12 protein-coding genes and 1 tRNA gene are annotated in these 12274 nt (G+C 65.0%); 1 reads left to right on the forward strand and 12 read right to left on the reverse strand.

The features are described from left to right. Nucleotides 1-115 precede the first annotated feature (115 nt). The 6 genes from ACYQ4W_RS09310 to ACYQ4W_RS09335 form a co-directional block, all read right to left on the reverse strand. Nucleotides 116-580: a hypothetical protein gene (locus ACYQ4W_RS09310; RefSeq protein WP_459855628.1), complete on the reverse strand. Its 465-nt coding sequence runs from the start codon at nucleotides 578-580 to the stop codon at nucleotides 116-118. A gap of 13 nt (nucleotides 581-593) precedes the next feature. Continuing rightward, entirely contained in the window at nucleotides 594-1388 is a 795-nt protein-coding gene (locus ACYQ4W_RS09315) for a M48 family metallopeptidase (RefSeq protein ID WP_459855630.1), read from the reverse strand. 86 nt (nucleotides 1389-1474) lie between these two features. Then, nucleotides 1475-3121: a DNA repair protein RecN gene (locus ACYQ4W_RS09320; RefSeq protein WP_459855632.1), complete on the reverse strand. Its 1647-nt coding sequence runs from the start codon at nucleotides 3119-3121 to the stop codon at nucleotides 1475-1477. After that, complete coding sequence (locus tag ACYQ4W_RS09325) at nucleotides 3114-3752, reverse strand: YkgJ family cysteine cluster protein (RefSeq protein WP_459855634.1); 639 nt, start codon at nucleotides 3750-3752, stop codon at nucleotides 3114-3116. The genes ACYQ4W_RS09320 and ACYQ4W_RS09325 overlap by 8 nt, the downstream gene beginning before the upstream one ends. A 3-nt stretch (nucleotides 3753-3755) precedes the next feature. Continuing rightward, complete coding sequence (locus ACYQ4W_RS09330; protein ID WP_459855637.1) at nucleotides 3756-4616, reverse strand: ABC transporter permease; 861 nt, start codon at nucleotides 4614-4616, stop codon at nucleotides 3756-3758. After that, nucleotides 4613-5683, reverse strand: coding sequence for an ABC transporter permease (locus ACYQ4W_RS09335; RefSeq protein ID WP_459855639.1), 1071 nt, complete (start codon nucleotides 5681-5683; stop codon nucleotides 4613-4615). Before ACYQ4W_RS09335 ends, ACYQ4W_RS09330 begins: the two co-directional genes overlap by 4 nt. Before the next feature lie 173 nt (nucleotides 5684-5856). Here ACYQ4W_RS09335 and ACYQ4W_RS09340 point away from each other — a divergent pair. Then, nucleotides 5857-5932, forward strand: a tRNA-Ala gene (locus ACYQ4W_RS09340). Between the two features lie 286 nt (nucleotides 5933-6218). Here ACYQ4W_RS09340 and ACYQ4W_RS09345 read toward each other — a convergent pair. The 6 genes from ACYQ4W_RS09345 to ACYQ4W_RS09370 form a co-directional block, all read right to left on the reverse strand. Next, on the reverse strand, nucleotides 6219-7289 hold the full coding sequence (locus ACYQ4W_RS09345; protein ID WP_459855641.1) for a tyrosine-type recombinase/integrase: 1071 nt from the start codon (nucleotides 7287-7289) through the stop codon (nucleotides 6219-6221). Between the two features lie 12 nt (nucleotides 7290-7301). Continuing rightward, a complete protein-coding gene (locus ACYQ4W_RS09350) occupies nucleotides 7302-7589 on the reverse strand; it encodes a DNA-binding protein (RefSeq protein ID WP_459855643.1) in 288 nt (95 codons plus the stop codon). A gap of 173 nt (nucleotides 7590-7762) precedes the next feature. Then, entirely contained in the window at nucleotides 7763-8680 is a 918-nt protein-coding gene (locus ACYQ4W_RS09355) for a hypothetical protein (protein ID WP_459855646.1), read from the reverse strand. A gap of 154 nt (nucleotides 8681-8834) precedes the next feature. Beyond that, complete coding sequence (locus tag ACYQ4W_RS09360; RefSeq protein WP_459855649.1) at nucleotides 8835-9320, reverse strand: hypothetical protein; 486 nt, start codon at nucleotides 9318-9320, stop codon at nucleotides 8835-8837. A gap of 3 nt (nucleotides 9321-9323) precedes the next feature. Further along, nucleotides 9324-10283 (reverse strand): hypothetical protein, encoded by a 960-nt coding sequence (locus ACYQ4W_RS09365; protein ID WP_459855652.1) that lies wholly within the window; start codon nucleotides 10281-10283, stop codon nucleotides 9324-9326. Nucleotides 10284-11205: 922 nt separating this feature from the next. Then, on the reverse strand, nucleotides 11206-12264 hold the full coding sequence (locus ACYQ4W_RS09370; protein WP_459855654.1) for a lipid A deacylase LpxR family protein: 1059 nt from the start codon (nucleotides 12262-12264) through the stop codon (nucleotides 11206-11208). Between the last annotated feature and the right edge of the window lie 10 nt (nucleotides 12265-12274).

Genomic DNA, 12274 nt, shown 5'->3' on the forward strand with positions numbered 1-12274 from the left:
ATACATAATCCCCCTCTGCCCAGCCTGTAATTCACGCATCGACACTTTCGACAGCGGGGAACCACTTGTCTCCGCGAACGTTTCCAAGACTTGCGGTAACTAACCTCGCTTCCCCTCAAATCTTCCTGGCCCAGGCCAGGCCGCCCGCAACCACGATGGCTCCGGCGAGGTAGCGCCAGTCTTCGAGGATGGCGGTGGTGACGGCTCCGGCCACGAGCATGAGGGCGTAGGTCCAGGTTTCGGCGCAGGCGCGCACCAGGCGCGAGGCATGGGGGTCCAGGGTGTGCTGGGCGGGCGCCAGGGATTCCCATGCGCCGCCGTCCATGCCTGTGGGGCTGAGGCCGGCCCGACCGCCCAGGGCGTCCAGGTCCAGCGGACTGGCTGCGCTGCCGGGCACGGGCCAGGCGTCCGCCCCGCCGCCCGCCGCATTCGCTGCCGGGCCGCCAGCCGCTCCGAGAGCGCCGTTGCCATCCGGAGCGGGCGCTCCCACGGCCCAGCGCGATTGCAGCTTGCGGCCGCAGGTGGCGCAGTTCTGCGCGGCATCGGCGTTGCGCGTGCCGCAGCCGGTGCAAACGATCATGCGGCCCCGGCCACTAGCGCAGAGCCGCCTGCTGGAAATACTTGGCGCGGATGGGTCCCATCTTGGCCTGTATGGCCGCGATGCGGTCCTCCGTGGTGGGGTGGGTGGACATCCAGCCCGGCACGTTCTGGCCCTTGCTCTTGGCGTAGGCGTCCATCTTGTGCCACAACTTCAACGCCCCGGCGGGTTCGTACCCGGCCTTGGCCGCCAGAATCATGCCCACCTCGTCGGCCTCGGACTCCTGGGTGCGGCTGTGGGGCAAAAGCACCCCCACCTGCGCGCCAAAGCCGTACAGCTGGCCGAAGACCTGGCTCGCGCCCGGGCTCACGGTCGAGCCGATGGCGATGGAACCGGCCTGCCCGACTGCCTGGGCGGCCAGGGCCGTGCTCATGCGCTCGCCGCTATGGCGCAAAAGAGCGTGGGCGATCTCGTGCCCCATGACGGCGGCGAGCTCGTCGTTGGACGTGGTGAGGTTCAGGATGCCGGTGTACACAAAGACCTTGCCGCCCGGCAGGCAAAAGGCGTTCACCGTGTCCTTCTCGATGAGATGGAACTCCCACTTGTATTCCGGCTTGTTGGCGGCGGCGGCTATGCGCCAGCCAATGCGCCTGATGCGCTCGGTCTGGAACTGGTCGTGGCTTTCCTTCTCCTTCTTGAGCACGTCCTGCGCGCCCTGAAGGCCCAGGGCCACTTCCTGCCCCTCGCTCACCATCATGAACTGGCTTCTGTTGGTATAGGCCGCGTGGGCGCAGGCCATGAGCAGCGTTGCGGCAAGGGCGCACAGCACCCAGGCGAATCGGCGGAACATGAGGGAATCTCCTTGGCCGGGGTGGTCGGCTCCCGGTTACCGCACGCCTTATACCCCGCGCGCTGCGGAGACTCAAGGGGCCTGGATCAGGCGGCGCCGCCGGACATGCGCGCCAGCTCGGCCTCGATGGCCGCGGCGTCGAGCCTTGCGCACCCGGTGAAGGTGAGGCCGTCCACGACCTCTTTGCGCACCTGGAAATGACGCTCCGCCAATTTGGCCAGCTGCGGCCAGTGGGTGATGAGGATCATTTGCTGGCGGCTGGCCAGGGCGCGCAGGCGTTCGCCCACGCGGGTGAGGGTGTGGCCGCCGATGCCAGCGTCCACTTCGTCGAAAATGAGCGTGGGCCGGGCGCTCTCGGCCTGCAGGCCGGTGAGGGCGAGCAAAAAGCGCGAAAGCTCGCCGCCGGAGGCGATCTTGTCCAGGGGCCGGGGCGGCTGGCCGGGGTTGGGCACCCAGAAGAGCCTGCCGCGCAGTTCGGTCAGGCCGGAGGATTCCGCGCCGTTATCGCCAGACGCCTGGCCAGATTCCGGACCCGATATCGGGCCAGAAGCCGGGCCGGAATAGACGGTGAAGGGCTCAAAGGCGAACTCCACGCGGGCGTGCTCCGAGAAGCCCAGGCCCGCAAGCTCTTGCCCCAGGCGGGCGCACAGCCGTTCCGAGGCCTCGCGCCGGGCGGCGTTGAGCCGGGCGAGCACGGCGCCCAGCTTCTTGGCGGCCTCGGCTTCCTCGCGCTCCAAGCGCCCCGCATCCAGCGCGCAGGAGTCGAGGAACGAAAGATTCTCCTCCACCTGCCTGCCCAGGTCGACAATCTCGTCCAGGCCCTTGTTCAGCTTGCGCTTGAGCTTGGCCAGTTCGAACAGCCGGGACTCGATGGCCTCGATGTCGTCGCCGTTCTCGTCCTCCACCGAAAGGCGGCGGATGCGCGACTCCAGATTGGCCAGCAGATGGCGGAAGTCCTCTGCCGCGTCCCTGTCCGCGCTGAAGGATTCGTCAAAGGGGATGAGCGTCAGCAGCGCGCGGGAAAGCTCGCCCGTGAGCAGGGCCAGGGGGGCCTCGCCCAAGAGGGCGTTCAAGGCGGCCGCCTTGGCCTCGTCCAGGCGCTCGCGGTCCTTCAGGCCCGCCTTGCGCACCAGCAGGTCGTCCTCCTCGCCGGGCTGGGGGTTCACCTTGGCGATCTCCGCCCGCTGGAACTCCAAGAATTCGCGCTGGCGCGAAAGATCGGCCACGCGGGCGGCCAAGTCGGCGCGGGCGGCCTGCACGGCCTTCACCGCGGCCAGGGCTGCGTCGCGCTCCGGCAAGAGGCCCGGCTCGGCCAGAAAGCTGTCGAGGATGCGCCCCTGGAACGCGGGCTGCAAAAGCTTCTGCTGGCCGTGCTGGCTGGTGTGCAGCACAAGCCCGGCGCGCAGGTCGCGCAGGGTCTCAAGGGAGCCCAGGCGGTCGTTCACGTACACGCGGCTGCGCCCTGTTCCGGCGATGAGCTCGCGCCGCAGGATGAACTCCTCTGCCGGGGCGTCGCCATTCTGCATCACGAACACGGCCTCGACCACGGCCTTTTCCTTGCCGGGCCGCACCAGGTCGGCGCTCATGGGCTCGCCGGTCAAGAAATCTATGGCGCGCACGATGAAGCTCTTGCCCGCGCCGGTTTCGCCGGTGAGCGCGTTCATGCCGGGGCCGAACTCCAGCTCGGCGTCCTCAATGAGGGCCAGGTCGCGGATGCGCAACAGCTCAAGCATTGCGGGCCTTGCGGCGGTGTGCGGTGGTCTTCATGTGCATGACGATGTTGTCCAGGGGCAAGGTGTGCAGGTGCTTTCCTTTTCGAGTGATATAGCCGCTCTCGAAGAGCCAATCAACGTTTTCCTCGGCCACGCCGTACAGGGGAATGAGCTGCCAGGCCAGGTCGCGCGCGCTGTCCAGCCCGGCGCGGTAGGCGTCCTTGCGCCGCGTGTCGTAAACGTTCTCGCCGGGGTCGCAGGGCTTGTTGAACACATAATACTGCCTGCACACAAAGGGCCGCAGGGGGTAGATGGAGCAGCGCCCGCCCACAAGAAAGGCGCACTCGCCCACCTCGCCGTAGCCCAGCAGGCGCTCTTTCAGCTCGTCCTGCACTGGGCCTTCCAAAATCTCGGAGGCGTACCACCACAAGCCCAGCACCTCGAACTCCGACACCGGGATGACCTGGTCCACGCAGCAGTTGCGGCAGCCCGGACCGCAGGCGACGCCGTGCCCGCGCAGGGCGGTCTGCTCGGCCAGGTCCTTGCGCACGGCCTCGTCGGAAAGATGATAGGCGTCCAAAAGCCGCACCAGCCAGGGGTGCTTGGCTTCGAACTCCGGGTAGCGGACGCGTTCGCTGCTCTGCGCATCCATGGCTCACCTCCGCAGGCGCGGGTCGAGGATGTCGCGCAGGCTCTCGCCCAGGAGGTTGTAGCCCAGCACGGTGAGAAGAATGGCCAGGCCCGGATACACCGAGAGCCAGGAGGCGATCTCCAGCACTTCCTTGCCGTCCATGAGCATGTTGCCCCAGCTGGCGTCCGGCGGCTGCACGCCCAGGCCCAAAAACGAGAGCGACGACTCCACCAGAATGGCCCCGGCCACGCCCAGGGTTGCGGAAACCAGCACCGGGGCCAGCGCGTTGGGCAAAATGTGGCGCACGATGATGCGCACGGGTCCGGCCCCGGCCACCTTGGCCGCCAGCACGAAGTCGCGCCCGCGCAGGGAAAGCGTCTCCGCGCGCACAAGCCTGGCCACGCCCATCCACGAGGTGAGGCCGATGACGGCCATGATGTTCGTGAGGCTGGGCTCAAGAAAGGCGATGACCGCCAGAATGAGGAAAAAGGACGGGAAGCAGAGCATCACGTCCACCAGGCGCATGATGATTTCGTCGATGAGCCCGCCGAAGTAGCCGGCAATGAGCCCCAGGGCCAGGCCGATGCCCGTGGAGATGCCCACGGCCACAAAGCCCACCCACAGCGACACGCGGCCGCCGAACAGAATGCGCGAGAACACGTCGCGCCCCAGGGCGTCCGTGCCCAGCGGATGCGCAAAGGACGGCGTGAGCAGCAGCGCGTCCACGTTGATGGCGTTGGGGTCAAAGGGGGCGATCCAGGGCGCCAGCAGCGCGGCCAGGCTCATGCCGCCCACAAGCAGCAGGCCCAGGCCCAGCATGCCGTAGCGCTCCAGCCAGCTGGGCGGCGCAAGGGGCTTGCGTTTCCTGACGGAGCGCGCGCTCATGCGCTCTCCTTGCCGGATGCCGCGGCGGAAGGAACGTCGGGTGCCGCTTCAGGCTGCGCGCCGGACTGCGCCCCGGCTCCGCCGCCGGACTGGCGGATGCGCGGATCGGCCAGGCCGTAGCCCGCGTCGGCCAGCAGGTTGCCGGCCAGCGTAAGCACCGCGCCCAGCACCAGGCTGCCCATGATGAGCGGATAGTCGCGGCTCATGACCGCCTGGTAGAAAAGCTGGCCCAGGCCCGGCAGGGAGAAGATGGACTCGATGATGACGCTGCCGCCGATGAGCCCCGGCACGGAAAGGCCCAGGATGGTGATGACCGGCAACAGCGCGTTGCGCATGGCGTGGCGGAAGATGACCGTGCGCGCGGGCAGGCCCTTGGCCCGTGCGGTAAGGATATAGTCCTGGCGCAACACCTCGAGCATGCTGGTGCGCATGAAGCGCGACATGCCCGCCAGGCTGCCGAAGGTGTACAGGAACACCGGCAGGGCCAGGTGGCGGCACAAGTCCCAGGTCTTGCCCCAAAAGCCCAGCTTGGCGAAGCCCAGGCTGGTGAGGCCGGAAATGGGCAGCACCGGCCAGACGATGCCGAACTGCCGCATGAGCAGCAGGGCCAGCCAGAAGCTCGGCATGGCGAAGCCCACGAACACGACGACGGTGGAGAGGCGGTCGAACGCGCCGCCCTGCCGCCACGCCGAGGCCACGCCTATGGGAATGGCCACGGCAAGCGTCAAAAATAAGGAGACGATGTTCATGCCGAAGGTGAGGGGCAGGCGCTCCGCGATCTTGTCCCACACGGGGCGGCTGTCGCCGGACATGGAGCGGCCGAAGTCCAGCCGGGCCATGCGCGTGACCCACTGGCCGTATTGCACGTGGATGGGCTGGTCCAGGCCGTAGATCTTTTCCAAACGCTCGCGCGCCACTGCGGAGGCGCCGGGGTTCAGCGTCGTCTGCAGATCGGTGGGCTTGCCCGGGGCCAGGTGGATGACCCAGAAGCTGATGACGGTGATGCCGAAGAAGACCACGGCCACCCAGGCGAGCTTGGCTGCGATACGAAGAAGCGTCCTGGTCATGTGTTTGGTCCGGGGTTCGCGGTGTTCCGGGCGCTGCCGGACTTGCGGACAATTACGCCAAACACGGCCCGGAAGCAACGCCGCGCGGAAGCCCCGGCATTTTTTTCAACTTTTTTTATTTCTCCGTTGACAACACCCGGCCCTCTTCGCTAAACATGCCTTCCCAACGACGTGGGGCTGTAGCTCAGTTGGGAGAGCGCTTGAATGGCATTCAAGAGGCCGTGGGTTCAATTCCCTCCAGCTCCACCACTTCGATAGATCAAGGGCTTGCGATGCGAATCGCAGGCCCTTTTTCGTTTTGGCGCGGCAGCCTCGCACTGCATTCTGCGCGCGAGCGGAAACGGCCAAGGGCAAACGCGCGCGCGATTTGGCACTGACCGGCCCATGCAACCGCGCTTTCAAGCTGCGAACCCCAGCCACCTCATTTGAGAACGCAGGCCGTGCCGCGCCGCTAGAAGCATGGCATGCCCACGAGAAAAATGAAGGGGCTTGCCTCCGCAAAGGCAAGCCCCTTCATTATTGCCGTGTCAAATCCTCACGCCACCTGAACCGGCCTGACACGATCAACCAACCGCAACGGCGTCTCCTGCGCGGTTCCGAGCTTCGGCAGCAACGCAGCCGCCTTTTCCGTCTCCGAGGAATGAGGTTCGTAGTAGTTTTTAATGATCATGCGCACACTGGTGCCAGCCAAGTGGGCGATGGCGGAAATCTCCACCTGCTTGTCGAGCATGGTGGTAATCCACAGGTGCCGGATGTCGTACGGGCAGACACTGTACTTCAGCCCGGCGCGCTCGGCGGCGTTGCTGAAGGCCGTGCCGATGTCCGCGACCGGTCGGCCTTTGTACTCGATGAGATAGTCGCTCTTGTGCAAATGGCGCCGCGCCTCCAGCGCCTGCATAAATTCGTCCGAACACCGGACGAACACCCATTTCTCGACCTTCCGGTGGAAAACCTCCACCCCGCCGCGTCCCCACTTCACGTTCTCCGAGAATGTGAGCGAGTAGAGATCTTGTCCAGGGCGACAGGGGATGTTCCACGCCACTTGGATCGCCCAAGCGAGGTGCTTCGGCGCATTTGCCATGATGAGATCCAGGCCTTCTAACGTGAGTGGAGATTTGTGCCTCTTCTCTTCTCCCATCTTGAATTTTGAAAGTGGGTTCTCAACAATGATTTTGCGGTCAACGCCGATGTTCAGTGCGGTCTTGATGTAGCCGATGTAGCGGTTGCGTGTCGCCTGGGCTTTGAGTGCGTAGTGCTCGTTGACGACATCCAGGATTGCGTCTTGCGTGAGCAGGTGAACTGGCGCCCTGCCGAGCGCGGGGAGGAACACGGCGTTGAACACGGACACCCAGTCCCGAACCCACTGTTTGAGTCCGTTTGCCTTCTTCGCAATGACCCACGACTCCACGAGGTCTTGCAAGTAGACTACCTGGGGCTGCGCATCGACGAGCTCTTCTCGCAGCGCTTTGCGTTTTGCGATTTCGGCTGCAAACGCCTTGGCTTGGCGCTTTCCTTCCCGGCCTGGCGGAAACGACTTCGAGCGCACGTGCCCGCCGTCGCGGTACGTGACATGCCAACGGCCATCTTTGCGCTGACAGACTGCCATGACACTCCTTCTTCAGTCTATGGAAACAGGTTTCGGTGTATGACGACGAACCCGCGCGGTACGCGAGGCCCGAAAGGCGTCGGGATTGGACATGAAGTCATCCAGAACAGAGCGGGCGTAGCGATTGCGGCGCGGACCGCAGGCAGGAAGGGAGAGGTCTTCTTCGCGCAGCATCCGAGCGAAGGAATCGGGGTGCTGGTAGCCGCAGTAGGCAGCAGCGTCGCGGAACGTGAAGAACGGCCCAGAGAGGATGCCCTGGCTCGTGGCGTTGCTTGTGGTGCTGCTCGGCGTAACTGCCAACCCGGTTTCCTCCATTTGAGAAACGCGAATTGGCAGCCCGAACGTCCGCTGCGAAAATCAATCTGGCAAGCTGAAATGTGGGGGTGTCTCCAAAAAACTTCAGCATGGTGCCCTCCCCTGCGGCGTCATGTGGAGGCAGGGTCGGGCAATCCCCGACCCTGCCGGCGGCGCCTCTACCGAACCAGCAATGACGCAGAGTCTCCGCCACCATCGGCCACAAACAGATGCCACAGCCCGGGATCGTCGTTCGACACCAGGACGCCGGAGCGGTTGCAGCCATTACGCCAACGTGGCCAGCCACTGGCGTGCCAGATAGAGCAGTCGTGCCACCAGTCACCGAGGTCTTCGACCGGTTTCGACTGCGCGGCTTCACGCAGGAGTTCGCCAGTGAGCGGCACCTGCGGACGCGGCTTGTGCTGCACAGCCATGAGTGCTGCCGAGCGCATATTCTCCACCGTCGGCGCTTCTGGCTCCCACGCTTCGCCCCAGGCACTGCGGTTCCGCACGATGAGCTTTGCCGCCAGTTCCAGCGGGTACTTCGCGGCGAAAAGCACGCCAGGACGGCGTGCGAAAGACAGCACGAGCGAGCCGCCGGGCCGCGCGAAATCGCCATTTGGCCAGAGGTGCCCGATTAGCCTGAACGGCGGAATCACGGAATCCGCTGCGGCGATGAGCATGCCGCACACAGGTCGCAGCATGGCCGTGATGTCGCCGCAGGTGGACGGCCAGGCGCCGATGAGTTCCACCGCATCCCGCGACCCGAGCGAAACGAACTGGTACGGTGAGCCGGTGGCGTCGAGAGAGAACGCAGCAGGTGGGAGCGCTTCGAGTTCTCGGCAGACGTGCCCCGCGCCGCCCAGCGCCTCCGCATGGACGACGAGGCGGCGCTGCACAGAGAGCACATCTCGCACGGCAGTCCGATGCACGCGGCCCTGCGGGTCGAAGCAGCCAACCAGATGGAGGCAGTCTGCCGTTTCGGCGAGCAGCAGTTGCCGGGTGATGGTGGTGCGACAGGGCCTGCCGGTCCGTTTCGACAGGCAGGGCAGGACGATTGCCTGGGCAAGGGTGATGAGCGTGAGACGTTCGAACATGGTCCCTCCGGGTTCGGGTGAAAGGGATCATGATCTTTCGAATTATGTCTCAAAAATCAAGCCGGTTGGAATCTATATTCGAGATCTTCGAGTCTCTGGAATTCATGGCGATTTTCAGCCGCGGAGAATTATTTTTTGCGCTCTGCCGCACGGTCTACTGGCTCGGCAGGTCGTTATCTCCAGCCTGCTCCAGCTCGAACCACATCTTCCGTAGGTACGACGGCGACACCTGGATGCGCAGCTGCTTCGAAAAGTAGCGGGCGATGAGCCTGAAGCCGAGACCCTGGGCATGAAGCTCGCGCACCACGGACCAGCGTGGGAGCAGCTTGTCGCGCAGCGGCGAGGGCCGCTCGTCCCGCAAATTCCTGGCGCGGGACTCGCGCACGCGCTGAAAATCCTCGAATTGCTCCGATCGGGCGGCACGGAAACCGCGCCGCCGGATCGTGTCGAAGCCGAAGCCACGGATAGCGCCAAGCAACGCAACGTACGGCGTCGGCGGCGTGGCCGTGGCGCATGTGCTGAAGGCGTCGGCGAGAATGCGCTCGCGGTCAACTTCGGCCAGGCCGGCGAGCCAGCGCAACGCACGGGCGCGCTCTTTCGCTGTGTTCAAGCCGGAGGGATGTATCGCGAACTTCGGCACGGTCTACCTCAAATACGTGTCGACGCTGTCGAGGCGGTTATGCGCGATCTCGTTGGCCACTGCCTGCTTCGCCTCTTCATGCGCCAAGCCGGCCTCAATGGCCTCATGCATGCGCGCCTGGGCGAAGCTATGCTTCAACCCGTGCGTGCCCCGGCCAGGTGCATACTGCCCCGTCTCCCGTGCTGCCGCCTCGACCGCACGCAAGAACGTACGGTACGGCGAAGCGAGCTTGCCGTGCGCCTGGATGTGTTCTTCAAGTTCGCGGTACGTCGCTGGATTCACGAAGTGTTCTGTATGCTTGCCGCCCTTCTCCCGGACCATGATGCGCCCGACGGCAGCGCCGGAGATTGGGTCCGTGCCCATGCCGATCAGGTTGGCGCCCGTGAGCGGGTTGCTGCCGCGCGCTGGCGCGCCGACGCCTTCCGTCCTACAGCCCGTCTCGCCCATGAGCTTCGCCTGGAGCCGCAGCGCAGGTTCGGAAATGGCGGCGTAGAGCCCCTCTGGGTCGGGATACGCGCGAGTTGTGTCGCCGCCGGAACGCGCAGAAAGCTCGGCGCGCCAATGCGCTTTCTCCTCCGCCAAGACGGAGCGGATGGCCGCCGCCGACTCGCCGCCGTGGCGCTCGACGTATACGTCGAGGGCGTGCGAAAGCTTCGTGAGCGCGGAGATTTCGCGCTCAATCGTCTGGAACGAGCCGCCAGCGCCGCGCAGCGCTTGCCCACGGCTTGAGATGTACGCACGCGTGAGGTCGACAGCCCTGGGCACGTCGCGCAGGTCGCGCTGCCCAGTTCGCTGCAGGAACTCGATGAAGCGGTGAATGTCGCGACGGTAGACGTCCCATGTGCCAGTGCCGCGAATAAATCGCCAGTCAACGCTGCCCTTCTTCCTGCCAATCGCCCGAATGCCACCGAGCAGCGCTTCGGCTTGCGAGTGCAGCGATTTCGGCCATCTGTTCGTTCCCATCAACTTGTCCTTCCTTCTGCTCTGATTCGTTCCGCCGCCTCTCCCGTTGAGTAGTGTGCTCTTTCTGCGAGCCAGGCTCGCGCGCCGAGTTTTCGGCATGTGCGCCAGGGTTGTCCTGGCGCCAGCGGTAGCAACTCCGCCGATCCATTTTGCGCTGCGTCTCCTTATGCAGCGGGGTTCGGACTGGACCGTCCGTTGGTTTTGCCCACAACGCGGTGAGCGGTTCAGAGCCTGCGAGGCGACTCTGTGGTCACCTCAAACACTTTGGTGGGCACTTCAGCCATCCCGTCGAGCAGGCAGCCGTTCACGAAGCGCAAGGCTTCGAAGCCCAAACAAGGAATCTGGTCACAGGAAAGCCTGCCACACCGAATTAAGCCGCAGCAAGTCGGACGAAGGAGGTCGCGGAAGGAATCTTATGGGCAGGACGCTGGCGGCGGTGAAGAGAAGAAGCACCTCGACGAAATCCTGTCCGGTTTTGTTGACAGCACAGGCCCGTCAACAAAACCGGACAGCAGCGGTGGCTTCGCAGGATTGACCGGATGGGAAGAGTGCGCGCTTCAGTGCGCGGTCATTGTGCGCAGCCCGGTGTGCGCAGCCCGGTGTGCGCACAGGAAGACAGCGCGGGTCGCTCCCCCTCGCCGAGCGTCGGCAAGGTACGACGCGCTGCGCTGGCGTCAAGCACGCGCGGACGCGCTTACGCTTGACTCCAGCCCCTAGCGCGCCGTGGAACCAGCATGTGCGACGGCGAGGGGGAGCGGCTACTTTCGCTCGGGCTCAGGGGAACTTGTGACGGGGAAGTCAGCATCGCCGGCTCAGCCAACCCCCACATGCCACGCAGGACTCCTATGCGGACCCATCACCGCTGCCCACGCGCTGCCTGAACGTCCAAGGTTAGGCCTGGGCGTATTCGGACCTTCCAGGCCTAGAACGTGACAGACAGACTGACGGACCCGAACAGCTGGCCGCCCTTCTGTCCATAGTATTCCTCTGTCCGGTACACATGGGTGTAGGTGAGCTTGGTCCGGCCCATGACGAGGCCGATGCCGCCCATGAGGTCCGCCACAAAAGTTTTCTTCGCTATGTGCGCGCTGTTCTCCCATGTGTTGCCGTCGAGGAAGATATTGCGCGCCACGGCGCGCCCCTCTGCCCCGGCGAAGACGTGCAGCCCGAATTCGGTGTCCGGCCGCAGGCGGGGGTCATCCGCATCGGCCGGTGCACTGACGCCGCCGCCGGGCTGGATGAGGGAGGTGCCGAAGTCCCACGGCAGACGATAGCCGAGGCGCGTCTCGAAACCCGCGGCCGCGTGGGTCTGCACGTTGCCCGCCGTTGCCCGCACATGGGGCAGAAAATCCCAGGCCACGTCGCTGCCCAAGTCCGCCCGCGCGGCGCGCAGGGTGCGCTGCCATGAAAGCACGAGGCCGGGTTCGTCGTGGAGTTGATGCCCCCACCCCCGGACGCGCTCGAAGCCCATGACGGCGTGGTAGTTGTTCTGGGTCTCCTCGGCCATGGACGAAGGTCCCACGACGCCCACGCTCGTCTCAAAGGTGTCGAGCTGGGTGGCGGTCTTGGCGTGCATGGCCAGGGAGATGTAGCTCCATCCGGCAAAGGGCCTGTCGTCTGGCTGCGGGGTGTTGAGCGTGGTGTTGCGCGGCACGTACATGTTCTGCCCCAGGGACAGGGCCACGTTATACTGCTGCCCCGGTTCGTTCACAAAGGGCAGAATGCGCAGATAGGGCAAAACGAACTCCGGCAGGCGTTCGTCCTCGGCGTATTTCTTAAGATCGCCGGACACCCAGGAAATTTTGATGCCGTTGGTATAGTGGTTGTCCGTGCCGGCAAAATAGTCGTTTTCTTCCGTGATGATGAGCGTTGAGGCCGTGCTGGCGGGCTGCTGTGGCTCGGCCCCGAGACTCTGCCGGACCGGTATCGACAACAGCACCGTGACGCACAACACGAGTATGAGGCAAAAAGAATGGCGCATTCGCAATGGT

Source organism: Humidesulfovibrio idahonensis (genome assembly GCF_054657715.1).

What these genes read in the sequence shown, in the direction of transcription:
- ACYQ4W_RS09335 (WP_459855639.1), bottom strand. Translation starts at nt 5,683, where the DNA reads ATGACCAGGACGCTTCTTCGTATCGCAGCCAAGCTCGCCTGGGTGGCC.
- ACYQ4W_RS09345 (WP_459855641.1), bottom strand. Translation starts at nt 7,289, where the DNA reads ATGGCAGTCTGTCAGCGCAAAGATGGCCGTTGGCATGTCACGTACCGC.
- ACYQ4W_RS09355 (WP_459855646.1), bottom strand. Translation starts at nt 8,680, where the DNA reads ATGTTCGAACGTCTCACGCTCATCACCCTTGCCCAGGCAATCGTCCTG.
- ACYQ4W_RS09315 (WP_459855630.1), bottom strand. Translation starts at nt 1,388, where the DNA reads ATGTTCCGCCGATTCGCCTGGGTGCTGTGCGCCCTTGCCGCAACGCTG.
- ACYQ4W_RS09325 (WP_459855634.1), bottom strand. Translation starts at nt 3,752, where the DNA reads ATGGATGCGCAGAGCAGCGAACGCGTCCGCTACCCGGAGTTCGAAGCC.
- ACYQ4W_RS09330 (WP_459855637.1), bottom strand. Translation starts at nt 4,616, where the DNA reads ATGAGCGCGCGCTCCGTCAGGAAACGCAAGCCCCTTGCGCCGCCCAGC.
- ACYQ4W_RS09370 (WP_459855654.1), bottom strand. Translation starts at nt 12,264, where the DNA reads ATGCGCCATTCTTTTTGCCTCATACTCGTGTTGTGCGTCACGGTGCTG.
- ACYQ4W_RS09310 (WP_459855628.1), bottom strand. Translation starts at nt 580, where the DNA reads ATGATCGTTTGCACCGGCTGCGGCACGCGCAACGCCGATGCCGCGCAG.
- ACYQ4W_RS09320 (WP_459855632.1), bottom strand. Translation starts at nt 3,121, where the DNA reads ATGCTTGAGCTGTTGCGCATCCGCGACCTGGCCCTCATTGAGGACGCC.
- ACYQ4W_RS09365 (WP_459855652.1), bottom strand. Translation starts at nt 10,283, where the DNA reads ATGGGAACGAACAGATGGCCGAAATCGCTGCACTCGCAAGCCGAAGCG.